Below are 26,646 nucleotides of genomic sequence, written 5' to 3' on the forward strand. Positions count from 1 at the left end.
TTGTTGTTTAGTCATTATCCCACTGTGTATAAGGATTTTTAGTTAGCATAGAATTATAATAACGACGATCTCCTGTTACTTCTTCTCCTAACCAAGCGGGCTTCTCAAAAGATTCATCTTCCGAAACCAATTCTACTTCGGCAACGATTAGACCTTCATTTGCTCCATAAAAGACATCTACCTCCCATACATGCTTGCCCACATGTACCAAATGACGAATTTTATCTATTGCTCCCGGTTCGCATAAACAGAGCAACTGCTCTGCATCTGTAAGGGAGATTTGTTGTTCAAACTCATAACGGCTCAACCCTTTTTCGTCAGAAGGCCCCTTTATAGTGAGATAACCTTCTTCTCCCCGAATACGTATCCGCACCGTACGTCCAGGTTGAGAACAAATATATCCTTGTACAATACGTTGGCTACTATACACTTCCTTGCTAAAATCACCGGAAACAAGGAATTTTCGTTCTATCTCTGTCGCCATTATTTTATAGTTACCATTGTGGCGCCAAAACCATATTCGCGGAAAGACGCATCCTGGTAATAATGCTGTTTATATCTTGTCTTTAACTCTTTTTCTAAAGCTTTACGGAGAACTCCGTCTCCTTTACCATGTATAAAGACGATCTTCTGTCCTTTATGATTAGCATATTGAGCCAGTACTTCATGAAACTTGTCCAGCTGATAATTCAACATATCTGCATTACTCAGCCCATTCGTATTGTCCAGTAACTTATTAATATGTAAATCAATTTCCAACACGGCACTGTTTACATCCTTTTTCTTTACAATGTTTTGCGGAATGCGTCTGTCATCCCTTGCTTTCTGCTGCATAGCCTCCTGCAGATCAGTTGCAGAAACAAGGAGTTCCTTTTCGGGTAAATCACCACGTACTATCGGATATAAAAGGGCATCATCTTCAAAATAGTCATTTTCCATAAAACAATGCAGTTTATAGAATTTAACCGTATCCAAACGTAATTCTACAGATACTGTGTTTTTTAAAGAATAGGGCTTATCCTTTTTAAACGCAATAAGTTGAACACAAACACGCTCCAGGTCGTTTAATTCCTGTTTCCCGAATTCCTCTATAAATATTTTCGTATTTGGTTCCACCAGTCCGTTATAACGGCTGATCCAGCTATTATTCAACCTATTCATATAATTAAAAAACAGATAGTAATTACTATCGTTTACAAAATAGGCCTCATAGCCGGTCTGCTGGATGGATTTGGGATCTAAAGGTAAATAAGCCAGATAAATATTCAGCCTTTCACCTTCAATGGTTTCCTCCTGCACGTCTTCAACTTTCGGTTCGGGTTTTGATACATGGGTTTCTACAGGTGCTTGTACCTGCGGTTTATTAGAGCTATGAACCTGCATATCCCCTTCGCCCACGACAACAACTTCGCGTATAAACGCAGGAACTTCAAAACCATCTTCATCTTCTACCAGAACCTGGTCTTTTCCTTTAAAGCTACGGACAATACCGCCTCCCGTACTATTAAGGAATCTTACTTTGTCTCCTATTTTAATGCTCATATCTTTTATCTATTGTTTATTATGTGGACAAAGTTCACTAATTTTGCGCAGATATTAAAGCAATGGCAACAAAAACTCAGCAGATACGCATCGAAGATTATAATTATTCGCTGCCCGACGAACGAATCGCAAAATTTCCGTTACCACAACGTGACGAGTCTAAACTTCTTCTTTACCGTAACGGTAAAATAAGCGAAAGTATATTCAAGCACATCACAGAATATTTACCGGCAGGCTCTTTGATGGTATTCAACAATACACGGGTAATACAAGCCCGGTTACTCTTTAAAAAAGAGACCGGTGCCCAAATAGAGGTCTTTTGCCTGGAGCCTATAGAACCACACGATTATGCATTGGTATTCCAGCAAACGGAACGTTGCAGCTGGACATGCCTGGTAGGGAACCTGAAAAAATGGAAAGAAGGGCTATTAAGCAAAACCATTCTTATCAACGATACTCCGGTGACTTTAAATGCAGAAAAAAAACATACATGTGGCGATAGCCATCATATCGAGTTTACCTGGGATAATCCATCTTACACATTTGCAGACTTATTAGATGCCGCCGGAATATTGCCTATTCCTCCTTATCTCCACCGGGAAACTGAAAAAAGTGACTTACAAACCTATCAAACGGTTTACTCTAAAATAAAAGGATCAGTCGCTGCCCCAACCGCAGGATTGCATTTCACTCCGGAAGTATTGGCAGATATAGATGCCCATAATATCGGAAGGGAAGAAGTAACGTTACATGTAGGTGCCGGTACTTTCAAACCTGTCAAAAGCGATACGATAGAAGGACATGAAATGCATACGGAGTTTATATCCGTACGCCGTAGCTCCATTGAACGGGTAAAAAGCAATCTGGGTAAAATCATTGCCGTTGGAACCACTTCTGTCAGGACATTAGAAAGCCTTTACTATATAGGCGTCGCATTAGCAAACAATCCGGATGCCAGTTCCGACGATCTTGTTGTCAGGCAGTGGATGCCTTATAAAGAAGGGAACAATCGCCTGACACCAACAGAAGCCCTGCAAAACATACTGGACTATCTCGACAGCCATCATACAGACAAACTTGTTACGGCTACTCAGATAATTATTGCTCCGGGATATGAATTTAAGATTGTAAGAGGGATCGTAACAAATTTCCATCAACCCAAAAGCACCCTACTTTTGCTTATATCAGCCTTTGTGCAAGGAAACTGGAAAGCGATCTACGATTATGCGCTGACGCATGAATTTCGTTTCTTAAGTTACGGAGACAGCTCACTACTTATAAGATAAGGAAAAAGGGATGCAATAACATTATCTGCTATTCGTTATATTTGTATGGATATACAACTAATAAGATGAAACGATATTTCGCAACTTATCTACTTTTGCTGCTGGCAGCTTCGTTCCTTTATTCCTGCAAATCGGTCAAATTAAGTGATGCAGAAGAAAAACAACGCATTGGGGAATACTTTGAAGCTGCCGGGCTATATCGTAAAATATATACAAAAACCCCTCCTAAAAAAAGAGATTTGCGCGGTTATATTGCTTATCGCATGGCCGAATGCAACCGTCTGATCAACAATACACCGAGAGCAACCAGTGCCTATATGAATGCGCTCCGATATGATTACCCGGACAGTACGGTTAATTTACGTATGGGACAAATGCTTCAAAAAAGCGGTAAATATGCAGACGCCATCAAGTATTACAATGATTTTCTGGCAACGTCATCCGATAATATCCTTGCATTAAATGGCGTAAAGGGATGCGAAATGGCTCCCGACTGGCGCAATAATCCGACCCGCTATGTAGTAAAACGAATGGAGAAATTTAACTCCAGGAGAGGAGAGTTCAGCCCGATGCTGGCAGGAGACAAATATGATCAATTATATTTTGCCTCTTCACGCACAAAAGATAAAGACGCTAAAATAAGCGCAATAACCGGCCAAAACAACAACAACCTGTTTCTGGTCAAACAGGATGAAAAAGGAGCATGGCTAACACCCATAGAACTGGAAGATGAGGTAAATACCGAATTTGACGAAGGAACCCCTTCCTTCTCGCCCGACGGAAACACAATGTACTATACTTATTGTTCGCAAGATCCGGAAGGGCCACGCACTTCTGAGATTTATGTATCAGCCCGTAGCAGTGCCAAATGGGGTAAAGGCACACGCGCTACTATCGTAAAAGATTCGGTTACGGCTCTTGGGCACCCGGCTGTTTCTCCGGACGGAAAATATCTATATTTTGTTTCCGATGCTGTCGGAGGCTTTGGAGGAAAGGATTTGTTTCGTGCGCGTATTATAGGGAACGACTTCGGACCAATGGAAAACTTAGGTCCGGAAATAAATACTCCCGGAGATGAAATGTTTCCTTATGTCCGGGATTCTGTGACTCTTTATTTCTCATCTAACGGACACCCCGGTATGGGAGGGTTAGACATTTTCAAAGCAACACTGGACAGCACCGGTAAATGGAATGTAGTAAACGCAGGTAGTCCTATCAATTCCATGGGAGATGATTTTGGCATCACTTTCGCCGGTAAAGCAGAAAAAGGTTTTTTTAGTTCAAACCGTAACGATGCACGTGGTTACGACCATATTTATTCATTTGAACTACCTACCATCACAATCTTTATTGAAGGCATTGTAAACGATGTAGACGAATATCCTATAGAAAATGCAACAATCCGCATTGTAGGAAAGGATGGCCTTAATGTAAAAGTACCGGCCAAAAAAGACGGCACATACAGGGTTGAACTGGAGCGTGATATACGTTATGTTATGATGGCCAGTGCACGCGGATATTTAAATCAGAATTATGAATTAAAAACAAGCCCGGAAGAAAAAAATGAGACTTATATCGTGGATTTCTTCCTTTCCCCCATCAGCAAGCCCGTCGTCATAGAAAATATTTTTTACGACTTCGACAAAGCAACCCTGCGTCCCGAATCAAAGAAAGCATTGGATGAAATGATTAAGATGCTAAACGACAATCCGAATGTAACTATCGAACTCGGAGCACATACAGACCGTAAAGGATCGGAGCAGTACAACGAACGCCTGGCACAACGCCGCGCCCAATCTGTGGTAGACTATCTGATAGCCGGAGGAATTTCTAAAGATCGCCTGGAAGCAAAAGGATATGGGAAAAGTGTACCCAAAGTTATCAACAAAAAGATGGCCAAATTATACGATTTTCTAACAGAAGGAGATGTGTTAACAGAAGAGTTTATCTTAAACCTTCCCCCCGAACAACAGGAAACTGCAGACCAGATAAACCGAAGAACCGAGTTTAAGGTATTAAGAACAAATTATAATTTGTTCTAATATGGGGGTACCCCCATCATGACAGCGTGCTGATTTCTGAAAAAGAAATGGGCCAGTCAATCGCATTCATCAGAATGCCAAACGTTACACGTTGCTGGAGCGTCACTTGTTTGCATTGAGAATAAAGTTCGAATACGGTAAGTCCCATCAGCATCTTCAGTTTGTAATGAATATCTTTGACAAGTGTTATACTTGCCAATACAGTCACTTGCGAAGCAGCATAAAAATCTCCGTCCGTCAATTGGGCTTTTTCCTGTAAAGCCGGATAGTGGCGAGACCGGATAAGAGAAACATCTTCTCCCACTTCATTCACGACATCCAATAAGATACGGCATATTGCCATCCGTTGTTCATTCGTTAACTTCATAATATGGTAGATGCCTCACAGTTCTCCCTTGTTTGGCAAATAAATAAATTAAAAAGCGTGGGAACTGTTAATCTATTATTCGAAACTGAGGCATCGCCAAACACCTTTCGGACAAATAATAAACAAAAGCCCCACGCCCTATATTATCATACATGATAAATGTATATAACAAGGGGTGAGCGCTTATTGCTATTACCTTCGTCCAAAATTGAAAGTTGGCGATTTCCAGTTTCAAAGATAATATCTTAAACGCTTTATCGTACTCTACGTACAAAGGGAGGGAAATCAAAGCCTCGACCTTTATATGATGGGGCAAATATAGCAAAAAATAACGAAACATATTTATTCATAAGAAATATCAAGGAAGAGATTCATGGAACAAATAACGTCATTAAAACCGTGTCCATCTCTCCCCTAAAAGGCAAGGTTAAAAACAAAACCATCCCGATGATTTGTACAAATCATCGGGATGGTTTCAGAAAATGACCGGGATGTTTTTTTTAGTCAAAAAGCATCCTTTTTCCTTTTATTTATTTACTACAAATTTATAGATGCAGTGGCTCGTATATTTTTCGCCCGGGCGAAGAACAACACTTGGGAATGAAGGTTGATTAGGACTATCCGGATAATGCTGCGTTTCCAGGCAAAAAGCTCCGCGGTGAGGATATACGGTACCCTGTTTGCCTTTATCCTTGCCATCCATAAAATTGCCAGTATAAAACTGGATTCCGGGCTCGTTGGTATAAACTTCCAAAGCAATGCCGCTGGTTGGGCTATAAGCCTTAGCTGCCAATACATTTATATCTCCATTCGTATTCAAAACCCAGTTTAAATCATAACCACGTCCTTTTACCAATTGATCGAACGATTCATCAATATGAGCACCGATAGCCACTGGCTGACGAAGGTCGAGAGGAGTGTTTTCAACCGGGGCTATCTCAGAAACCGGAATTAATAAACTATCTACCGGAGTATAGTTGTCTGCATTAATCATGATTTCTTCATCCAGGATATCAGAACCGGGTACACCGGACAAATTGAAATAACTGTGATTTGTAAGGTTCACCACAGTAGGTTTATCGGTAGTTGCTTCATATTTAATATCAACTGCATTATCATCTGTCAATGTATAAATGACTTTTACATCCAGATTACCCGGGAAACCGGCATCACCATCCGGAAAAACACGGGATAACTCTACCGACTGATCATTAATTTGCTTAGCATCCCACATTACGGCATGAAAACCTTTATCACCACCATGCAAACAATGGCCATTATCGTTATGGGGCAATTCATATTCAGTGCCGTCCAACGTAAACTTACCCTGGGCAATACGGTTGCCATAACGTCCGATCAATGCTCCGAAATTGCCACTGGAAGCTACATAATCTGCTATATTGCCATAACCCAATACAACATCTGTCATCTTACCGTTTTTGTCGGGAACCATTACAGAAACCAAACGTCCGCCATAATTCGTTACACACGCTTCGGCTCCGTTCTTATTCTTTAGAACATACAATGCGGTCGGTTTGCCATCTACTTCCGATACGAAATCGGATTTCATTAACCCAGAAAGAGTAGCCTCTTCCTTCTTTTCGCCGCACGACAACAACATGCACATTGCCATAACAGCCATACATAGTCTTTTCATTTGAATAGGAATTAAAAGTGTTCTTCTATTTATTTGGCAAAGATAGACTTTATATCTAAAACTAACTGCTACAGGCACACAGAAATTCATAGTTGCAACTCCCGATATTTATCATCTCAGTTTTATGCACAAACAGTTTTCATGTGTGCATAGAATTATCTTGTTTTATACAATACATTTTGTAACTTTGCCAATCACTATAAACAGTAAGGATGAAACAATATTTGGCATTGCTAGAACGAGTTCTAGCCGAAGGGACAAGAAAAGAAGACCGCACCGGAACCGGAACAATCAGCGTGTTCGGTCATCAGATGCGTTTCAATCTGGAAGAAGGTTTTCCGTTACTTACAACGAAAAAGTTGCATTTGAAATCCATCATATATGAATTGCTATGGTTTCTAAAAGGCGATACCAATGTAAAATATTTGCAAGAACACGGTGTACGCATCTGGAACGAATGGGCGGATAAAGATGGAGACCTGGGACATATCTACGGTTATCAATGGCGTTCATGGCCAGATTACAAAGGAGGGGCTATCGATCAAATAACGGAGGCTGTTGAAACAATCAAACACAATCCGGATTCCCGCCGGATTATTGTAAGTGCATGGAACGTAGCCGACCTGGATAATATGAATCTGCCTCCATGCCATGCTTTTTTCCAGTTTTATGTGGCTAACGGAAAATTAAGCCTGCAATTATATCAACGAAGCGCCGATATATTTCTGGGTGTCCCTTTCAACATAGCATCTTATGCACTGTTATTACAAATGATGGCACAGGTTACAGGACTAAAAGCAGGAGACTTCGTACACACTTTAGGAGATGCACACATTTATAGTAACCATTTGGAACAGGTAAAATTGCAGCTTACCCGCGAACCGCGCCAATTGCCACAAGTAGAGATCAACCCTGAAATTAAAAGCATTTTTGATTTCAGATACGAAGACTTTGCCTTAATAGGATATGATCCGCATCCTCACATAAAAGGAGACGTGGCTGTTTGACAAAACAGTTCCGTTTATAGAATGATAACAAAACAGTTTAATACACAAAAATCGATAAGCTTATGAGTACAATTTCTATCATCGCAGCTATCGCAGACAACAATGCTATCGGGAAAAACCAGCAATTGTTGTGGCACATGCCGGAAGACATGAAACATTTTAAGGAATTGACTACCGGACATGCCGTAATTATGGGACGTAAAACATTCGAATCTCTTTCCAAGCCACTTGCCAACCGAAAAAATATTGTATTGACAACTTTACCGGAAGCAGGCTTCGTAGATTGCTTCGCTTGCGAATCTATGGGTGCAGCATTAGATATTTGCGAAAAAGAAGACGAAATATTTATTATCGGCGGCGCCTTGGTGTATCGCCAGGCTTTACGCATTGCAAACAAAATGTATATTACCCGCATTCATCATGAATTTGAAGATGCTACTTCTTTCTTCCCGGTAATAAACTGGGATTTATGGGAAGAAGTAGAACGCCAGGAATTTCCGGCGGATAAAAAGAATCCCTACCCATATACATTTTTAACTTACGTGCGTAAAAAGTAAACATTAACGTACGTTTTACAACTTTTTGCTCTTTCTTTGTATCTATATATAATAGGAAACTGTTGACAATGCATAATTGTCAATTAAAAAAGTAAAGATATGAAGATAAGAGCATTTGTTGTTTCAATCCTGATCGTTTGCGGTATAACAGCCGGCATACTATATGCCGGAGCAACTAAACAATCGACTAACCAGAAGGCAATTACAGAAGCAATCCAATCAAAAAACACTGCTGCGCTGATTCAATCATTGATAACAAAAATGAAGAATCAGCTGGAGAAAAACGATGATACATTTCCCGAGTTAATAAAAGAAGTAGAAACGTATACAAAGGCTTGCAACGATTCAGCCTCATCTGCCATTCTTCATTCAATGGTAGCGGAAATGTACAATCATTATTATAATCAAAACCAATGGAACATTAATCAGCGCACAGACCTGGCAGGCTATGTTCCCGAAGACATTCGTGAATGGACGGCAAATCTTTTCACAAACAAAATAAAAGAAGAGCTGACAACATCTTTACAACCAGCCTCTTTACTACAACAGACACCTATAGATAAATATAAAACCATTCTGATTACAGGTAAAAATTCAAGCATTTTACGGCCAACATTATACGATTTCCTGATTTTCCGTGCTATTGAGATACAGCCGTCCGATGCTCTTTACCAGGAATTACTGGCGTTCCGTCGCAATCAAGCAAATAAAAAAGCACTTTTGCTGGATGAATTAGATTATTTGCGTTACCAATACGATCAATATGGTGTTCAGAACCGCAACCAATACGAAGCCAGTCTTGATAGTTTAATGAAAATATATGCCGGTCAGGATATATCCAACGAAATCCGCATAGCCAAAGTTGCCCTGCTACAGCAAACACCATACAGGTATGCCCAAAACAATATGTATGCCGATTCATTAAAAGCTTTACAATATATCATATGTAAACAGGGGATCAGCGAATTCCCTAATTATAATCGTACCGGTTCGCTAAAAAATTCACTCGATCAGCTAACCTTACCTACAATGAACGCAGAAGTAAACAAAACGGTCTATCCCGGTAAGAATCTGCAAGTCGCTTTACGTTATACAAACGTCCCGCAGGTTTCAATCAAAATATATCAAAGTTTACGTACTCCCGAAGAAGTCTATTTATATTCGGAAAACAAGAAGAATATGGGACAACTGGTGAAAGAAGTAAGCTATACACTTCCTGTTTATACACCATATGGAAGTGCTGATACTACATTATCTATCCCAATGGATAAACCGGGGCTTTACGAATGTGAAATTATAGCTAAAAGTAAAACAACCGGCCAATTCAAAATAAAGAATATATTCAGTGTAAGCCGCCTGGCTACAGTTCACCGCAACTCACCTTCGGGAGAACGGGAAATATGGGTAACAGATTATGAATCCGGCAAACCTGTAAAGGATGCTTCCGTCATCTATTACAGCCAGCCTAATAATAAACTAGTCTCGTTAGGAACTATCAAAACAGATAAAGATGGCCTGGCAACTTTACCTTTAAACAAACAAATTGCCGCTTACCGTGCAATTCTTTCAAACGACACAAAAACAATTCCTACGTTTGTTTATCCGAGAGGCACTTATCGTTCAAATGATAAAAGTGCCACAAAATTGTCTCTTTTTACAGACAGGGGAATTTATCGTCCGGGACAAACCGTATTCTTTAAAGGCATTGCTTACGTAGAAAGCACGGACAATCCACATGTGGTTGCCGGACAAACATTTACAGTTAGTTTCCGGGATGCAAACAATAAAGAAATTACAAACAAAGCATATAAAACAAATGAGTTTGGCTCTTTCAATGGAGAATTTACCATTCCTAAACAAGGGTTGAGCGGAACATTTACCGTCAATTGCAATAATGTAAATACTTATATCCAGGTAGAAGAATATAAACGGCCGACCTTTGAAGTAGAAATAGAACCTTTAAAAGAGGAAGTGTCTTTCGGACATCCAATCACCATTCAAGGCAAAGCACAAACCTACTCAGGTGTAGCTTTACAAAACGGACAAATCACATGGCGTATCAATAACCGCCCGTTCTGGTTGCGTGGTAGCATGTATGGCTATTTTAATTATTCATCCGACCAGGTTGCCAATGGTACAGCTCAATTGGATGACAAAGGGAACTTCTCTATTCCGTTCGTTCCCGAAAAAAATTATAGCGGACGCCCATCTTACCAAAGCTACGAAGTAATTGCAACACTGACCGACAGCAAAGGAGAAACACAAGAAGCCCGGTATACCTTCTCAGTAGGTGATACAGGCATATTACTCCTTATCGATATGCCGTCTAAAATGGATAAAGATTCCGCCAAAGTAGCGATCTCTGCCCGCACAGTCAACAATAGAGAAGTTTCGACAAATGGGACATTCACTATTTATACTTTGCTTGGCGAACCGTCAGACGGTCAACAAAATATTGACAACTTAAAAACGGGTAAACAAATTGTTTCCGGTAATTTTACATCCGGCGAACCATTGCCAAAGTCTGTATTCAGCCAATTACCCTCCGGGCGTTATCGTCTGGAAGTGAAAGCTATCGACAAAAACGGGCAAGCGGTAAAAATGGAGCAAGACATTGTCTTGTATGATAAACATGATAAACGTCCTCCTGTATTCAGTCACACCTGGCTGGTTACAGAGAAAACAAGTTGCCTGCCCGGAGAAGATGCCCGTTTTATATTTGGCACATCCGACCAGAAAGCTTCAGTTTTGTATGAAATATACAACAATGGTAAATGTATAGAACGCAGGTTAATCGAGATGAGCGATGAGAATCGTGACTTCCGTATTCCATTCAAAACCGAATATGGAAATGGGATTGTAGTTTCTCTCACCTTTATAAAAGAAGGAAAGATGTACACAACTCAGGTTCAGATACAACGTTATCAGCCCAACCGGCAACTCACAATCCTGACAGAAACATTCCGGGATCATTTGTTGCCGGGAAGTAAGGAAAACTGGAAATTCCGTATTCTGGATGCCGATTCTATCGCTGTATCAGCGGAAGTTTTAGCCAGCATGTATGATGCTTCGCTAGATCAACTCACACCGTTTAACTGGGCATTCCGGCCGGTTCCTTACATATCTTTACAAGCTCCCCGGTTCGTCGCAGGAAATGGTTTCGGCACAGATACAGGTTACGGTTCGGCTAAAATAGTCTGGCAAACGGTTCCCGAATATATATACGACCGCCTGAACTGGCAAGGAGTGTTGGACATGGGATTCAGATATAACCGGTTATATTCGACACGTGCTGCATTTGGAGGTGCGGTTATGAAGTCGGCTCCAATGGCAGAACAAGCTGTCATAGCTACTGATGCAATCGTAGCCGAAAGCGAAGATGCACCAGTCCATCAAAATCTCTCTAATGAAAGTTCAGCCCCCGCCCAAGGAAATAAGGCTAGTATTAGAAGCGATTTTGCCGAAACTGCATTTTTCTATCCTGCATTGGTTACCGATGCTGCCGGCAATGTTGCATTCGGCTTTACCATGCCGGAAAGCAATACAACCTGGAAACTGCAATTACTGGCACAGACGGAGGGCTTGAAATATGGTTACCTGTCTAAAGAAGTGGTGACCAGCAAACCTCTGATGGTATTGCCCAACCTTCCACGTTTCATGCGGCAAGGCGACCAGGTTACAATCAGTACGCAAGTTATCAACCAATCGAATAAGGAAATAACAGGACGCGTCAGCCTGGAATTATTCGATCCGGAAAATGATCAGCCGGTTGTTTGTCTTACAAAGGCACAAAAACCGTTCACTTTATCGGCAGACAGCATTACGGCTGTACAATGGACTGTACCTGTACCTAAACATATCAGCTTGCTAGGTTGTCGTATTGTAGCCGAATCAAATAACGGCAGCGATGGAGAACAACACCTCGTCCCGATTCTTTCCAATCAAATACTGGTGACTGAAAGTACTCCTTTCTATCTGATAGGCAATGGTAAAAAACAAATACAACTTACTGAGAGCAAGGATGTAAAACCTTTCCGTTACACATTAGAGCTTAGCGCTAACCCTGTTTGGTACGCTGTGCAAGCTCTGCCAACATTGACAGAACCGGATAACGACAATATTCTCTCTTGGTTTGCCTCTTATTATAGCAATACATTAGCAAGCTACATTGCCCGGTCGCATCCGCGCATCCAGCAGGTTATCAGCCAATGGACGGCAAAAGGAGGAGATGCCTCCACCCTGCTTTCCAATCTGGAGAAGAATCAGGAACTGAAAAACATCCTTCTGGAAGAAACTCCCTGGGTACTTGCTGCCAATAACGAGGCAGAACAGAAGCAACGCCTTTCCGTACTATTCGATTTAAACCGTGCTGCAGGACAACGTGAAGCTGCATTACAACATTTATTGCAAGAACAAAATCCGGACGGCGGATGGAGTTGGTTTAAAGGATTCCCCGGAAGCCGGAATATAACGTTAACAATACTGAAAGGCATGTCACAACTGACACAGATGAATGCTATCCAATACGAAGAGCAGGAAAAACGCATGCAAATAAAAGCCTTGAATTTCCTGGATCAACGAATGGAAGAAGACTACAACCAACTGATAAAAACAGAAAAGAGCTGGCAGAATAGTCGCCCTTCATCGGAACAAATAGATTATTTATTCGTACGCAGTAGCTACCGTGACATCCCGGAACTGGGCAGTGCCCGCGAAGCAATCCGCTTTTATACAACTCAAGCGGCTAAATACTGGAACAAAGAATCGCTATATAATAAAGGGGAAATTGCATTGCTAATGTATCGTAATGGGAAAAAAGATGTTGCAAACGATATTCTTGCCTGGTTACGTAAAACAGCCACAAGCTCCGAAGTAAAAGGTATGTATTGGGCAAATAACCGGACGACAAGCAACTATTTCACATCTCCGATTGATACGCACTGCATGTTGATGTCTGCATTCTATGAGATTTCACCAAACACAAAGGAAACTGATCGGATGAAACAATGGCTTCTGAACCAAAAACGCACTCAGAACTGGGAATCTGCTCCATCTACTGTCAACGCAATCTATGCATTACTATTGACAGGCAGTGACTGGCTAAATGAAAATAATACATGCACCGTTCAATGGGGAGGAAAATCATTCGATACAACCAATGGCGTTACAGCTCTCGGATATATCAAAGAAGTAATCCCGCAAAACGACATCACTCCGTCTATGAATACAATTACTATTCAGAAAGAAGGAGATACGCCTGCCTGGGGTGCGGTATACAATCAGTACTTCCAGTCTATTGATAAAGTCACAAAGCAGAAAGGTGTATTAAATATAGAAAAAAAATTGTTCATCGAATCCAACAGCGGAGATGGTTTACAAATCACACCGGTAAACAATAACCAAAAGTTACATGTAGGAGACAAAGTAATAGTACGGCTGGTAATCCGTAATGATCAGAGTATGGATTATGTTGCCTTAAAAGACCTGCGTGCAGGATGTTTCGAGCCTGCTCAACAATTGTCGGGAGCAGAGTATCGTGACGGCGTCTGGTTCTACCGTTCGCCTGAAGATGTTTCTGAAAACTTTTTCTTCGATCATCTGCCGCAAGGTACTTTTGTACTGGAATATGCAGTATATGTAGTGCGTGAAGGACAATATTCGGGAGGCATAAGTACTATTCAATGTCTCTACGCACCCGAATTCATATCACGCACCGAAGGGGAAATGATAACAGTCTATAATTAATATTAATGGTTAATGGTGCGCCATTAACCATTAAATCTTTATATTTGCCCCATAAACAACATTAAAGTAAAAAGAAAGATGAAACAGATTATTTTTATTTTTATGGCGATTTTGCTAGCTACAGGTATAGCTTCTGCCCAGCAGAAAGCTGTCATCTCAGCAGAAACAACAACACATGATTTCGGAGACATAAAAGAAGCCAACGGAAAGGTTTCCCATACCTTCCAGATATCAAATACAGGAGATGCCCCTCTGGTAATCACTCGCGTAATAGCATCTTGCGGATGTACAACCCCTGAATGGACAAAGGAGCCGATTGCTCCCGGTAAGTCTGGCAACATTAAAATCACATACGATCCGGCCGGACGTCCCGGTCCTTTTGCAAAAACAATTTCTGTTTACAGCAATGGCAAAACAGGTAGTTATATACTAACTATCCGGGGTAATGTAGAATAATAAAACCAGTTAAACCAAAAGCAAGAAATGCTGAACGTCAAAAAGATTGTTCTTATTTTTATCAGTACGCTGCTTTTTGTCTCGGCCAAAGCCCAGAATAATCCAATTATCAGCGCAGACGAGCTAACCTACAACTTCGGGACAATAGCCGAAGCCGAAGGGTTGGCAAGTCATATTTTTACTATAAAAAATACAGGAAACAGCCCGCTCGTTATCACCCGTATAACTGCATCTTGCGGATGTACCCAACCTGAATGGACAAAAGAACCTATCGCCCCGGGCAAAACAGGAGAAGTAAAAGTAACCTACAATCCCAAAGGCCGTCCGGGTCCGTTTTACAAAACAATTTCGATATTCAGCAATGGTAAGAAAGGCAGTTACTCCCTTGCTATCAAAGGAAATGTTACGCCTAAACCTTCAAATCCTGTCTTTTCTTATCCGTATTCAATAGGAGATTTGAAATTAACTTCCAAAACAATCCTGTATAATACCGTACGGCCGGAAGAAATATTGGGAGAAAAAATCAATATTACAAATAACGGTAAAACATCACTGACAATACATGTAGGCAAAGTGCCTCATTATTTAACAGTAAACGTTCAGCCGGCAACATTGCAACCCGAAGAGACCGGAGAGATCACCTTCCTTCTGAATGCCGGTGCAGCCAAAAGAAAAGGACGTATCACAACCGATATTCCATTGGAAGTAGCCTCTATCGGCCAAAAAGAAGTTTCCGACAAAATTCATATTGCAGCAAACATTGTTGACAATTTCACAAAGCTTTCCGCAGCAGAAAAAGCACAGGCTCCCGTAGCCCAACTTTCAGGAACATTGCTGGATTTTGGTAAACTTCCGGAGAAAGGGAGCATTCTACCTCTGATTAAAGCTAAAATAACCGGAACATTCGATATTACGAACAATGGTAAATCCACTCTTGTTATTTATAGCGCAAGCTGCGATGACGAGTTGATAGACATATCAGGAGGTAAAAAAGAAATTAAACCGGGAGAAACGGCAACCTATAAAGTCACAATTCGTCCCCGTGAAATAAAAGCGAAGCTGGAAGCCCTTATCAATATCGTTTGTAACGACCCGAACGGTCCGGTACGTCTGATTAAAATAACAGCTCAGAAATAATAAAACAATGTGTTGCGACACATTAAATAATTATCTATATGGAACATCCCGAAAACAACGATTTATATAAAGGATTAAAAGTAAACCAAGGCGTAGCCGACGTTCCGACTGTAAATCCTTATATGAAGAAACGTTTGCAACGTAAACAATATACCGTATCCGAATATGTAGAAGGTATCCTAAAAGGAAATATCACCATATTAAGCCAGGCAGTAACCTTGGTTGAAAGCTCAAAACACGAACATCAGAAGATAGCGCAAGAAATTATTGAGAAATGTCTTTCCCACGCAGGAAAGTCAGTTCGTATCGGTATAACGGGAGTACCGGGAGCCGGAAAAAGCACGTCTATCGATTCTTTTGGAATGCACCTGATAAACGAAGGGCGCAAGCTGGCGGTACTAGCCATCGACCCAAGCAGCGAGCGCTCCAAAGGAAGTATATTAGGAGACAAAACCCGCATGGAAGCTCTATCCAGAGAGAAAAACGCATTCATCCGTCCTTCACCGTCGGCCGGTTCGTTAGGAGGAGTTGCCCGTAAAACCCGTGAAACAATCGTTTTATGCGAGGCTGCCGGTTTCGACACAGTCTTTGTAGAAACAGTCGGGGTTGGCCAAAGTGAAACAGCCGTTCACTCCATGGTAGATTTCTTTCTGTTAATCCAGTTATCAGGTACAGGCGACGAACTTCAGGGTATTAAACGCGGTATCATGGAAATGGCAGATGGTATTATTATCAACAAAGCGGATGGAGACAACATTGACAAAGCAAACTTAGCAGCCGCACAATTCCGCAATGCCTTACATCTTTTTCCGCCAGCCGAATCAGGATGGTTTCCCAAAGTATTGACCTATTCCGGTTATTATAATTTAGGAATCAAAGAGATTTGGGATATGGTAGGCGAATATATGGCTTTCACTAAAAAGAACGGATATTTCTATTTCAAGCGAAACGAGCAAGCGAAGTATTGGATGTATGAAAGTATCAATGATACATTACGGGATACATTCTATCACAACCCGGCTGTAGAAAGCATGCTGGAAACAACGGAAAAGCAGGTATTAAATAATAAAATCAGTTCTTTCATAGCAGCAAAAAAGATGATGGATTTATTCTTAGACAACCTGAAAGGGACAAATAAATAAGACAAGTTCAGATACCAAATAAAAAAGCCTCAGGATTTACCCTGAGGCTTTTTTATTTAGATTGATGCAACCCGCAACGTATTCAGCAAGTCGCGGTTTATTGGTTTATCATTTTTAATAGCTTTCGAGAACGGAACGTAGACTATCTGGTCATTCTGGATACCCATCATAACATTACGCTGATCGTCCAACAAAGCATCGATAGCAGCTACCCCCATACGTGTTGCCAAAATACGGTCCTGTGCAGAAGGGGAACCGCCACGCTGCAAATGCCCCAGAATAGAAACACGCACATCAAACTGAGGATATTCTTTTTTGACACGCTCTGCAACACCTATAGCACCGCCCGTTACTTCACTTTCGGCAACCAGCACAATACTACTGTTTTTAGATTTACGGAAACCAGTCTCTATCATTTCGGCCAACTGGTCTTTTTCCAAAGATATTTCCGGTATAATTGCCGCTTCCGCACCTGAAGCTATAGCCCCGTTCAATGCAAGGAAACCCGCATCACGGCCCATTACCTCAACAAAGAACAAACGATCATGTGACGTAGCTGTATCACGTATTTTATCTACACACTCCATGATAGTATTCAAGGCTGTATCATAACCGATGGTAACATCCGTACCATATAAATCGTTGTCAATAGTACCTGGCAAACCGATAACCGGCAAATCAAACTCCTGGGCAAAGATACGTGCACCAGTCAATGTTCCATCACCACCGATAGCCACTAATGCTTCAATGCCATGTTCTTTCAATTTATCATATGCTTGCTTACGGCCTTCCGGAGTTTTAAATTCGTCGCAACGGGCTGTTTTAAGAATTGTACCGCCCCGCTGAATGATATTACTTACATTGGAAGTCTTAAACTCTGCGATTTCATCTGTTATCAATCCTTTGAATCCACGATATATGCCTTTCACAGCCATTCCATTATATATAGCGGAACGTGTTACTGCACGAATGGCTGCATTCATTCCGGGAGCATCGCCTCCGGATGTTAAAATACCTATACACTTAACTGTAGACATAGCGTCTTTTTATTTTAATTGTTCGTGGCAAAAGTAATAAATAAAAGCCAACATGCTATCCTTTTCCACGAAACTTCATATAATCTTAATCATTTTATCATCCCTTAGCATTCAATTCCTTGATCCTTTCGGCTACCTTTTCCATTAACCACTTAGGTGTAGATGTGGCGCCACATACGCCTACACGTTTCACGCCTTCCGGTAACGGTTCTGTAATCTCTTCCGCTTCGGATATAAACAATGAGTTAGGGTTTGCCTTCCGGCATTCTTCAAACAACATCTTTCCGTTTGAACTTTTCTTTCCGGCAACAAAATAAACCCAATCATGGCTGGATGCAAATGCTTTTATATTGGGTAAACGATTGGCTACCTGGCGGCAAATCGTATCAAAATATTTAAAGGTCACTCCGTCGGCTATTCGTTTTTGTATTTCGGCCACCACATTGCGAAAACCATCCAAAGATTTGGTAGTCTGCGAAAACAAACAAATGCCCCGGTCAAAATCCAGTTTATCCAAATCTTCCACCTTTTCAACAACAATAGCCGTTCCTTCAGTTTGACCAACCAGACCGTTCACCTCGGCATGGCCTTTTTTTCCATAAATTACCAGCTGAATATTATCGGCCCGCGTCTCAATATAATACTTATGGATTTTACGTTGTAATTGTAATACTACCGGACAAGTAGCGTCTACAATCGTTATATTGTTTTGCACAGCCATTTCATACGTAGAAGGAGGCTCGCCATGGGCACGAAGTAATACTTTCTTCCCTTTCAGCCGGGCAAACTCGTCATGTTCTATCGTTTGCAATCCCATCTCACGAAGACGTTCAACTTCCAGGCTATTATGCACAATATCACCCAAACAATACAAAATGTCCGTATTGTTCAATTCCCTTTCAGCACTTTCTATGGCAGTAACCACACCAAAACAAAAACCGGAACTCTTATCTATCTCTACTTCCAACATTTTTGCAGACAATTGATTGTTAAGAACCGGCAACATTATGGAATTGTTGCAACAACCATAGCTTTTGCTCAGGAATAGTCATGTAAGAATTATCCAGAACCAAAGCATCTTCGGCCTGACGCAACGGACCTTCTTTACGGGTTGAATCTATTTCATCACGCTCTTTGACATTAAGCAATACATCCTCGAAGGTAGATTTGGTATCACCCTTTGCCTTTAATTCATCCAAACGGCGCTGAGCACGTATTTCAGGAGAGGCCGTTACAAATATCTTCAACTCGGCATCAGGATATACCACTGTCCCTATATCCCTGCCATCCATTACAACACCTTTCTCCTCTCCCATTTTTTGCTGCAACGGAACCATGGCATGTCTCACAAACGGCAGTGCTGCTATCAAACTAACCTTACCTGCCACTTCCATGCTCCGGATCTCATTTTCTACATTTACCCCATTCAGAAAAGTATCGGAACGTCCTGTTTCAGAATTGAAACGTTGGGTAATACGAATTGTATCCATCGAAGTTCTCAACTTTTCTTCATCAAGCCGGTTGCCGGAGAAAAAACCTTGCTGAATGCTGTATAAAGTGACAGCCCGGTACATAGCTCCCGTATCAATATATGTATATCCTATTTCTTTAGCCAAGTCTTTTGCCATTGTGCTTTTGCCGCAAGAAGAAAATCCGTCTATTGCAATAACTATCTTTTTCATTTTGTATTCACCTTTAAATGAAGTACAAATATACGAAATATCCCAACGATAAAAAAGCCCCGGCAGCTTACACCACCGGAGCCTTTGTTTGTCATACTGTCTTCCTTTCTCCCGAAAGTACCAACAGCCAAAACTTTAATTTTATTACTTTAGTATTAATATCGCTTCATTTGTTCCCCTATCACAAGATACTTGAGTTAACCCCGCATGAAGCATTAAAATTATTTTAAATAAAAATCGTCTTGTTTACTTCACAACAGCCTTAACTGCTGCTTCACCTTCTACAGCTACGATTACAACACCCTGAGGAGCAGCAATCACTTCACTGTCTGAAGTTGCAACGATTGTAGTCTTCTGACCTAATACGTTAGATACGATTACTTTCTTACCAGCAGCACCGTAAACTGTTACGTTGCCTTCGCCAGCTACTACACTGATAGTGTTAGCTTCTGTTGATTCGTTGCCGGTTGGGGTATCAACTACTTCTGTTGTGAAAGGAAGAGCATCGTCTACATCTGCAACAACGATTACACCATTTTTCTGAGCTAAATATTTATTAGAAGCTGCATTATAAATCTTATACTGACCTTCTGTCTTTGTGTTAGCAAACAAGAACTGAGCTTTAGGAGCATATTCTTTGTCGTTACCAACCAACAGGCTGTCAACACCGTTCAAACCAAACTGCTTTCCTGCAACGAATGATACTTTGCCGTCTTTAATAGATAAGTAATTGGCAACACCAGCTTCTACATCTTCAGAATCTACACCCTGAGTTGTGCGGATATAATAAGTAGGTTTAGCAGCATCCGTCATTTTAGCTGTATCAACATACATTTTCAAATTATCTTCTGAATAAGAATCAGCTTTCAAATCGCTTGTACTCTTCAACAATGCAGCACCCTTAGCACCCATTGTGATAGCCAATGAATTATTAGCTGTAGAACGAATAACCATATGAGCAGGTTTGTCTTTTGTTACATTTACGAAATCAGGAAGATCCGGGAATTCTACAGAGAATGAACCTGTCAACAATGAACCTAATTTATCAGTAAACAATTTGCCTTCTGTACCACCAGCAGTTGCAACCAGAGAGTCTGAGCCAAGAACACCAGATTCAAACGTTAATGCATCATTTGTAGTTTGTCCTTTACCTTTCAATACAACCAACTGATATTTGTTAGCAACAGAAGTAGCACGTAATAATACGGCAACTGTATCACGATTTGCAATATCATTGGCAACATATTGTTTTGTACGATTCGTCAATTTTAAGTTACCGGCAGCATCTATACCTAAGACACGATTTCCTAAGAATTCTTTCAAGATATAAGACTGACGTTTCAAATCATCGCCATAAGTAGCTGCACCAGCATTAGCTTTTGCAAGCTTAAATGATATAGCAGTTTCACCTTTGGCAGCATACAGAATAGAGTCTTTATCTTTCATATAAACAGGAACATCATCTCCGAATGTTGTATTAAAGTTCAAAGAAACAGACAAGTTGGCCAAATCAGCATCTTTGAAATACTTATAACCTACATATTCGTCTGTTGCACCTACTTCAACAAACTTAAATGTATTCTTGTCATCTGCAGAAATCTTATAACCAGCATCACCAGCTTCATAAATAGCTTTACCATTTAAGAATTTAACACCATCAAACTCACGATTGAAAATTGTATAATTTCCTGAAGCCAATTTCTTAACAGCCCATTGAGTAGAAGGTACTAATGGAGAAGCCGCTGCCTCATATTTTACAGCACCTTCATTATCAGCAGACGGAACAACTACATAATATTTATCCTTATTGTTGCCACCTGTATATAGAATAAAATATTTCTTAGTTGCATCCAAACCTGTAAACTTAGTTCCTTGAGGAAATTCAATCAAAGGAAGAGAAGCTGCACTTGTACCACCTAAAGTAGTAACAATCTTAGCACCCGTATTATCTGTTGAAACATTTACCAAGACAGGTTGTGTTCCCTTCTTATAAATATAATCCGTATGACCTTCATTATCTTTTTCATACGTTACAGAAGCGTTGCTACCAATAACAAGTGAATCACCTGCAATTCTGTTCTTATACACTTTAAATGCGAACAAATAAGAAGAGATATTACGTCCTTCTGCAGCAATTGTATCAGAACCTGCCGTCAACTGAGCCTTTTCATTCGTTTCATTTGTTAATGTATCTAAAACAAATTTATAACCAGACTGTGCACTCCAATTTGAACCGCCATTAGGAGCATAATGCAATGTATCTGTTACAACAAACAAAGTGTCATTTGCCTTACCAGTCCACTGGCTATTTTCACCTTTTGCTCCTATTACACGTAACATAACTGAATCTGACGGCGTAAACCCATCATTAGAAGCAACCCATTCGTTATTAGCTACGTTAGCAGCTTTTGCTTGCGTTCCGCTTACTGCAACAGCTTCCAATTTATTAGCAGTAAACACATTACCGGCAACTTCTGCACCAAATGCCAATTTAAAATAACCGCCATCATTTGAATTCAAATCATCGGCACTCAATTTAACTTCGGTACCAGCATCCACAATCATCCATTCTGTAGCTACAACACCGTCTACTTTATCATTAAACTTGCCGTCTTTTGACAAAATTACAGTACCTGCAGGAATGCCTTTTATATCAGAGCTCAAAGTATCCAGTCTAAAAGAGCTACCATTAGTGATATAACCGCCATCAGTACCTTTCCAAGCCCATTTAGAAATGCCATCAGCAACCATACCTGTTCCTTCTTTTGCAAAACTTAATTTAGCATTTGTAATTTTGTTCACAAAAGAAAATACAGAGTCTGTTTCTACAGACAGATCAACCTGCCACATAGCAGAATCCAATGCAGAAGCATTCTGGAAATCACCTTTTACAGGAGACATTAGATAAAGACTATCCTTACCATCGCGAGTTGTAGCTCCCAAATAAGAATTCACTGCTGCGTCCTTAATCTGAATGTGATAATAGTTCACAGTGGGTTTAATAGCAGTTGCATGTCCGCCTGTAGGAACATATTGCGCACTTGCTGATAGTCCACCGGCTACCAGAGCGGCAGCCAAAAGAGTAGAAAATCTTTTGTTCATAATCTAATTAATTAATATTAATAATAGTGTTCATTAAAAGTTCTATAAATCAAAGCGTTTCATCATTCCGAACGCATAAAATATGACTAGGGAAAACGTTGGTCTAGATTAGTCATTTTTTTAGCTGTTTTCAGGCAATTCGTAACCTGAAGCGATTGTTTTGTAATTGATAGCTTATATTCTTGATAAGAAAGCAGATAGGATGATAAAAAAATATTCGAAAAGGGTTGCAGGAATGGAAGAAACATGTACCTTTGCAATGACTAACGAAAACGAACGTTTTCCCTAGTCACTCCAATACCTTGATATATATACTAATAATCAACTAATTACATAACATAAAACCTGTATTATTCTTCTTGTATTGAATAATTAAAGAAATAATATAATAATACTAATTTTACCCAAAGCCTTCGCTCACAACAATCCTCAGACAATAATGACATTTGTAGAATCAAACGACGTGGCGATTGATTATTATCATGTATGTACACGCGTACATATATATAAATATGTAAGAAAGGGTCCGGAATATATTGCAAAATGCAAGCGTCTACAAAAAGCAACCTTTCTATCGACTAATATCAAAATAGCTTTTTCTTATTTTGAAACAAGCACTATTTTATCAGAAACATTAGGAACATATATTCTTTTGAGCTAGCTAAAAATCAATTTTGTCCTAGCTAAAATTTAATTTTTAGCTAGGTAGTAATTAATTTTGACCAGGGTCAAAAGAATAAATGTACAGGATCTTTTATATAAAAAACAGGCATGATAAACTTAACAGCTAACATCCAATTCACTAAGTTTCAAGCATAAAAAAAGGCACAGCCTTATCAATTTCTTTAATTGACAAAGTATGCCCAGTTAATTTCACCTTGAAAACAAGACCGTCAAGAAGAATAAAAAATGATTCGGCTAGTTCTTAAAGTCGTCCAAAGTCATAGAAACACTGATCATCAGCGACAATGCGGAAGGATTATATTTGGCAATAGAAGCTCCCACATCAAACATTTTTATTTTCACTCCCGCCCCGGCAGAAAAACCGGACAAGGCTCCGCCGCCATCACGTAGCTTCATATCCAAACTTGTTTTGGGATTAAAGCCCACCCCAATCCAAAAATTGTCGGAAGGAATATAATCGATGCCTATAACAAAATGCTTTACTAAAGCTTTAAAGAAGTTATCCCCCTTATATTCCTGATCGGAATCATCCACATAATCAAACTTCCACCGGTTTAAATACATTGCCGTTAAAGAAAAACGGATCGGGGCATGCGTCATTTTTTTACTTATACCGGCTTGAATATCCCACGGCATTTTCTGGCGCTTATTATCATAGGGCTTTAATTGCGCGCCTATATTTTTCAACGTAATACCCGCCGAAAATTCTTTTTCGGAGTTATAATAGCTCAACCCGGCATCCACACACAAACCTATAGACGTATAGTCTGCAATAGACGAGTATAAAAACTTTAAGGAAAGACCTCCGCGCCATCTGTCATTCAGGTCGTGAGAGTAAAATCCTACCACACTGATGTCTTTAGCCGAAAAATCGCCTATTATCTGATTCTCTCCGGTTGTCTCTTTTAAATTACCATAACTGAAAAAAGAAGCACCAACTCCCCATGCGCTATGTTCTTTCAGAGCTTTTGTAAAAAGGGCACTTCCGGCATTAACATCCGAAATATAGTTCATATAATTCAGATTTACCATTTTATCCATTTCCGCACCCAATAATGCAGGATTATGAAAAATCAGTGACGGGTCTCTTTCTATTATAGATATATTATGCCCACCCAGGGAATTCACCCTGGCAGAGTTAGGAATCCGAAGAAAATCAAATACTTCATCGCCATTCTGCGCCGAAGAAGTTCCGGCGAAAACAAAGATGAATAACACGAATAATATATTTCTCATATTTTTTCAACAAAAAGCATCCAAAGATACATTAATTCAGAAAATTGTCTTTACTTTACACCCGCAAATCAGGAAAAAGCCCTGCTTATTTCCCATATATACGGTTTCCCATTATCAGAAACGGAAAAAATATCAAAAAGGTATACAACATATAAAATAATTCGTATTTTTGCAGTATTGGAAAACACATATTTTATAACTAAATAGTCATATGGAAATTAAGAAATCACCGAAAGCGGACCTGGAAAAAGGCAAGACAATCAGTACCTTTATGGGACTTGTTGTTGGTTTAGCCATTCTGTTCGTAGGTTTCGAATGGGGAAACCGCGACATTCAGGTAGCTACAGCGAGCGATCAGGTTGCTGACGTAATCGCAGAAGAGGAAATTGAGATTACAAGACCGGAGAATACTCCTCCACCTCCTCCACCTCCTCCAGCGCAAGTAGTAGCCGAAGTTTTAACCGTTGTTGATGACGACACCGATCTGGAGCAACAAGATATCGTAACCTCTGAAGACAACCAGAAGGAAGCTCAGCATCAAACATATACACCTCCAGCAATAGTTGAAGAAGAAGAAGAGTCTGCACAGACTATCTTTACTGTTGTAGAAGAAATGCCAAAGTTCCCGGGTGGTGATGCCGAATTATTGAAATTCCTCGGCAAATCGGTTAAATATCCGGTTATTGCACAGGAAAATGGTATTCAGGGACGTGTAATCTGCTCATTCGTTATCAACCGCGACGGCTCTGTTGTTGACGCAGAAGTAGTTCGCGGTGTAGACCCAGCATTGGACAAAGAGGCTATCCGCGTGGTAAACTCAATGCCTAAATGGACACCGGGTAAGCAGAGAGGTAAACCAGTACGTGTTAAGTATACCGTACCTATCACATTCAGATTGAATTAGTATACAAATAGTATTATCAGAAAAGGCTGCGGACAATATGCAGCCTTTTTTGTTATATTTCATCTTATCACAAAACAAAGATCAATCCATGCTATCATTTAAAGACATATTACAGAGAATTGAAGAAGAAATATCAAACCTTCAATTCAATTATCCTCCCAAAAGTTTATATGATCCGATAGAATACATCTTATCACTTGGAGGGAAAAGAATACGTCCGGCACTGACATTAATGGCGTGCAATATATATAATGCCTCTATCGAGAATGCAATAAAACCAGCTCTGGGACTTGAGGTCTTTCACAACTTTACATTACTACATGATGATTTGATGGATGAAGCAGACAAAAGAAGAAACAAACCGACCGTCCATAAAGTGTGGAACGCAAATACAGCAATCCTTTCGGGAGATGCCATGCTGATTGCCGCCTACCAGTTAATCGGAGAAACCGAAGCCAGACACTTAAAAGAGATATTGGACTTATTCACTGTTACCGCTCTCGAAATATGCGGCGGGCAACAATATGATATGGAATTCGAATCGCGGATGAATGTAAGCGAAGCCGAATATATTGAAATGATCCGGCTAAAAACAGCCGTTTTGTTAGCTTGCAGCTTAAAAACAGGAGCTATTTTAGGAGGTGCCACCGAGAGTGATGCAAACAACTTATACCAATACGGTATCTATATAGGACTTGCATTCCAATTACAAGATGATTTACTTGACGTTTATGGCGACACAGCCACTTTCGGAAAAAACATCGGAGGAGATATTCTTTGCAATAAGAAAACATTTTTACTTGTCAATGCCCTGCATCTTGCCTCTAAAGAACAAAAGGAAACGATGAATCTATGGTTTGGTAAAAAAACATATAAACCGGAAGAAAAAATCGCATCTTTTACACATATATATGATCAACTGAACCTAAAAACTCTGACTGAAAACAAAATTCAATCTTATTATGACGAAGCAATGAAATGCCTAGACCAACTTAGTGTTTCCGACGAGAAATTATATGTATTGAAAGATGTTTGCGACCGTTTAATGAACCGCCAGTCTTAG

At 40.2% G+C, this 26,646-nt stretch carries 19 protein-coding genes; 10 read left to right on the top strand and 9 right to left on the bottom strand.

The annotated features are described in order from the left end of the window. Positions 1-7: 7 nt before the first annotated feature. Positions 8-484 carry a CYTH domain-containing protein gene (locus ACYIB7_RS12760; protein WP_103982578.1) on the bottom strand — a complete coding sequence of 159 codons (477 nt, stop codon included), beginning with the start codon at positions 482-484 and terminating at the stop codon, positions 8-10. Beyond that, positions 484-1,542, bottom strand: coding sequence for a DUF2027 domain-containing protein (locus ACYIB7_RS12765; RefSeq protein WP_480337331.1), 1,059 nt, complete (start codon positions 1,540-1,542; stop codon positions 484-486). Before ACYIB7_RS12765 ends, ACYIB7_RS12760 begins: the two co-directional genes overlap by 1 nt. A gap of 62 nt (positions 1,543-1,604) precedes the next feature. Between ACYIB7_RS12765 and ACYIB7_RS12770 the strand changes: the two genes are divergently transcribed. Together ACYIB7_RS12770 and porE are read left to right on the top strand one after the other, a co-directional pair. Continuing rightward, on the top strand, positions 1,605-2,828 hold the full coding sequence (locus ACYIB7_RS12770; protein ID WP_103982576.1) for an S-adenosylmethionine:tRNA ribosyltransferase-isomerase: 1,224 nt from the start codon (positions 1,605-1,607) through the stop codon (positions 2,826-2,828). 65 nt (positions 2,829-2,893) lie between these two features. Further along, positions 2,894-4,870 carry a PorE family type IX secretion system protein gene (gene porE, locus ACYIB7_RS12775; RefSeq protein ID WP_103982575.1) on the top strand — a complete coding sequence of 659 codons (1,977 nt, stop codon included), beginning with the start codon at positions 2,894-2,896 and terminating at the stop codon, positions 4,868-4,870. A 16-nt stretch (positions 4,871-4,886) separates the two neighbouring features. On the opposite strand, the gene ACYIB7_RS12780 is transcribed toward porE, so the two are convergent. Then, positions 4,887-5,237: a hypothetical protein gene (locus ACYIB7_RS12780; protein ID WP_103982574.1), complete on the bottom strand. Its 351-nt coding sequence runs from the start codon at positions 5,235-5,237 to the stop codon at positions 4,887-4,889. Between the two features lie 526 nt (positions 5,238-5,763). Next, positions 5,764-6,894, bottom strand: a complete 1,131-nt coding sequence (locus tag ACYIB7_RS12785; RefSeq protein ID WP_099464284.1) for an aldose epimerase family protein — start codon at positions 6,892-6,894, stop codon at positions 5,764-5,766. A gap of 212 nt (positions 6,895-7,106) precedes the next feature. Here ACYIB7_RS12785 and ACYIB7_RS12790 point away from each other — a divergent pair, with 212 nt between their 5' ends. The 6 genes from ACYIB7_RS12790 to meaB all read left to right on the top strand — a co-directional run bounded on the left by ACYIB7_RS12790 (position 7,107) and on the right by meaB (position 16,938). Beyond that, positions 7,107-7,901 carry a thymidylate synthase gene (locus tag ACYIB7_RS12790; protein ID WP_103982572.1) on the top strand — a complete coding sequence of 265 codons (795 nt, stop codon included), beginning with the start codon at positions 7,107-7,109 and terminating at the stop codon, positions 7,899-7,901. A 62-nt stretch (positions 7,902-7,963) separates the two neighbouring features. Further along, the gene (locus ACYIB7_RS12795; RefSeq protein WP_099464286.1) at positions 7,964-8,458 is read left to right on the top strand and encodes a dihydrofolate reductase; all 495 of its coding nucleotides are present in this window, start codon (positions 7,964-7,966) and stop codon (positions 8,456-8,458) included. A 99-nt stretch (positions 8,459-8,557) separates the two neighbouring features. Beyond that, positions 8,558-14,203: an alpha-2-macroglobulin family protein gene (locus ACYIB7_RS12800; RefSeq protein WP_480337333.1), complete on the top strand. Its 5,646-nt coding sequence runs from the start codon at positions 8,558-8,560 to the stop codon at positions 14,201-14,203. A gap of 78 nt (positions 14,204-14,281) precedes the next feature. Next, the gene (locus ACYIB7_RS12805; protein WP_099464288.1) at positions 14,282-14,659 is read left to right on the top strand and encodes a DUF1573 domain-containing protein; all 378 of its coding nucleotides are present in this window, start codon (positions 14,282-14,284) and stop codon (positions 14,657-14,659) included. A 27-nt stretch (positions 14,660-14,686) separates the two neighbouring features. Then, a complete protein-coding gene (locus ACYIB7_RS12810; RefSeq protein WP_103982570.1) occupies positions 14,687-15,796 on the top strand; it encodes a DUF1573 domain-containing protein in 1,110 nt (369 codons plus the stop codon). A 38-nt stretch (positions 15,797-15,834) separates the two neighbouring features. After that, complete coding sequence (gene meaB / locus ACYIB7_RS12815) at positions 15,835-16,938, top strand: methylmalonyl Co-A mutase-associated GTPase MeaB (protein WP_103982569.1); 1,104 nt, start codon at positions 15,835-15,837, stop codon at positions 16,936-16,938. A 56-nt stretch (positions 16,939-16,994) separates the two neighbouring features. Here meaB and pfkA read toward each other — a convergent pair whose 3' ends face one another. The 5 genes from pfkA to porQ all read right to left on the bottom strand — a co-directional run bounded on the left by pfkA (position 16,995) and on the right by porQ (position 24,679). Further along, complete coding sequence (pfkA, locus tag ACYIB7_RS12820) at positions 16,995-17,975, bottom strand: 6-phosphofructokinase (RefSeq protein ID WP_103982568.1); 981 nt, start codon at positions 17,973-17,975, stop codon at positions 16,995-16,997. A gap of 97 nt (positions 17,976-18,072) precedes the next feature. Further along, on the bottom strand, positions 18,073-18,945 hold the full coding sequence (locus tag ACYIB7_RS12825) for a 4-hydroxy-3-methylbut-2-enyl diphosphate reductase (RefSeq protein WP_103982650.1): 873 nt from the start codon (positions 18,943-18,945) through the stop codon (positions 18,073-18,075). Between the two features lie 19 nt (positions 18,946-18,964). Further along, positions 18,965-19,657, bottom strand: a complete 693-nt coding sequence (gene cmk, locus ACYIB7_RS12830) for a (d)CMP kinase (RefSeq protein ID WP_099464293.1) — start codon at positions 19,655-19,657, stop codon at positions 18,965-18,967. A 246-nt stretch (positions 19,658-19,903) separates the two neighbouring features. Continuing rightward, complete coding sequence (locus ACYIB7_RS12835) at positions 19,904-22,759, bottom strand: DUF6383 domain-containing protein (RefSeq protein WP_480337335.1); 2,856 nt, start codon at positions 22,757-22,759, stop codon at positions 19,904-19,906. A 918-nt stretch (positions 22,760-23,677) separates the two neighbouring features. Next, positions 23,678-24,679: a type IX secretion system protein PorQ gene (gene porQ / locus ACYIB7_RS12840; RefSeq protein ID WP_480337337.1), complete on the bottom strand. Its 1,002-nt coding sequence runs from the start codon at positions 24,677-24,679 to the stop codon at positions 23,678-23,680. Positions 24,680-24,890: 211 nt separating this feature from the next. Here porQ and ACYIB7_RS12845 point away from each other — a divergent pair, with 211 nt between their 5' ends. Next, on the top strand, positions 24,891-25,583 hold the full coding sequence (locus tag ACYIB7_RS12845; protein ID WP_103982564.1) for an energy transducer TonB: 693 nt from the start codon (positions 24,891-24,893) through the stop codon (positions 25,581-25,583). Positions 25,584-25,671: 88 nt separating this feature from the next. Beyond that, positions 25,672-26,646 carry a polyprenyl synthetase family protein gene (locus ACYIB7_RS12850; RefSeq protein WP_103982563.1) on the top strand — a complete coding sequence of 325 codons (975 nt, stop codon included), beginning with the start codon at positions 25,672-25,674 and terminating at the stop codon, positions 26,644-26,646.

Source organism: Parabacteroides sp. KHUB-03 (genome assembly GCF_056640975.1).

Coding starts and splice junctions, on each gene's coding strand:
- ACYIB7_RS12760 (WP_103982578.1), bottom strand. CDS start 484: ATGGCGACAGAGATAGAACGAAAATTCCTTGTTTCCGGTGATTTTAGC.
- ACYIB7_RS12765 (WP_480337331.1), bottom strand. CDS start 1,542: ATGAGCATTAAAATAGGAGACAAAGTAAGATTCCTTAATAGTACGGGA.
- ACYIB7_RS12770 (WP_103982576.1), top strand. CDS start 1,605: ATGGCAACAAAAACTCAGCAGATACGCATCGAAGATTATAATTATTCG.
- porE (WP_103982575.1), top strand. CDS start 2,894: ATGAAACGATATTTCGCAACTTATCTACTTTTGCTGCTGGCAGCTTCG.
- ACYIB7_RS12780 (WP_103982574.1), bottom strand. CDS start 5,237: ATGAAGTTAACGAATGAACAACGGATGGCAATATGCCGTATCTTATTG.
- ACYIB7_RS12785 (WP_099464284.1), bottom strand. CDS start 6,894: ATGAAAAGACTATGTATGGCTGTTATGGCAATGTGCATGTTGTTGTCG.
- ACYIB7_RS12790 (WP_103982572.1), top strand. CDS start 7,107: ATGAAACAATATTTGGCATTGCTAGAACGAGTTCTAGCCGAAGGGACA.
- ACYIB7_RS12795 (WP_099464286.1), top strand. CDS start 7,964: ATGAGTACAATTTCTATCATCGCAGCTATCGCAGACAACAATGCTATC.
- ACYIB7_RS12800 (WP_480337333.1), top strand. CDS start 8,558: ATGAAGATAAGAGCATTTGTTGTTTCAATCCTGATCGTTTGCGGTATA.
- ACYIB7_RS12805 (WP_099464288.1), top strand. CDS start 14,282: ATGAAACAGATTATTTTTATTTTTATGGCGATTTTGCTAGCTACAGGT.
- ACYIB7_RS12810 (WP_103982570.1), top strand. CDS start 14,687: ATGCTGAACGTCAAAAAGATTGTTCTTATTTTTATCAGTACGCTGCTT.
- meaB (WP_103982569.1), top strand. CDS start 15,835: ATGGAACATCCCGAAAACAACGATTTATATAAAGGATTAAAAGTAAAC.
- pfkA (WP_103982568.1), bottom strand. CDS start 17,975: ATGTCTACAGTTAAGTGTATAGGTATTTTAACATCCGGAGGCGATGCT.
- ACYIB7_RS12825 (WP_103982650.1), bottom strand. CDS start 18,945: ATGTTGGAAGTAGAGATAGATAAGAGTTCCGGTTTTTGTTTTGGTGTG.
- cmk (WP_099464293.1), bottom strand. CDS start 19,657: ATGAAAAAGATAGTTATTGCAATAGACGGATTTTCTTCTTGCGGCAAA.
- ACYIB7_RS12835 (WP_480337335.1), bottom strand. CDS start 22,759: ATGAACAAAAGATTTTCTACTCTTTTGGCTGCCGCTCTGGTAGCCGGT.
- porQ (WP_480337337.1), bottom strand. CDS start 24,679: ATGAGAAATATATTATTCGTGTTATTCATCTTTGTTTTCGCCGGAACT.
- ACYIB7_RS12845 (WP_103982564.1), top strand. CDS start 24,891: ATGGAAATTAAGAAATCACCGAAAGCGGACCTGGAAAAAGGCAAGACA.
- ACYIB7_RS12850 (WP_103982563.1), top strand. CDS start 25,672: ATGCTATCATTTAAAGACATATTACAGAGAATTGAAGAAGAAATATCA.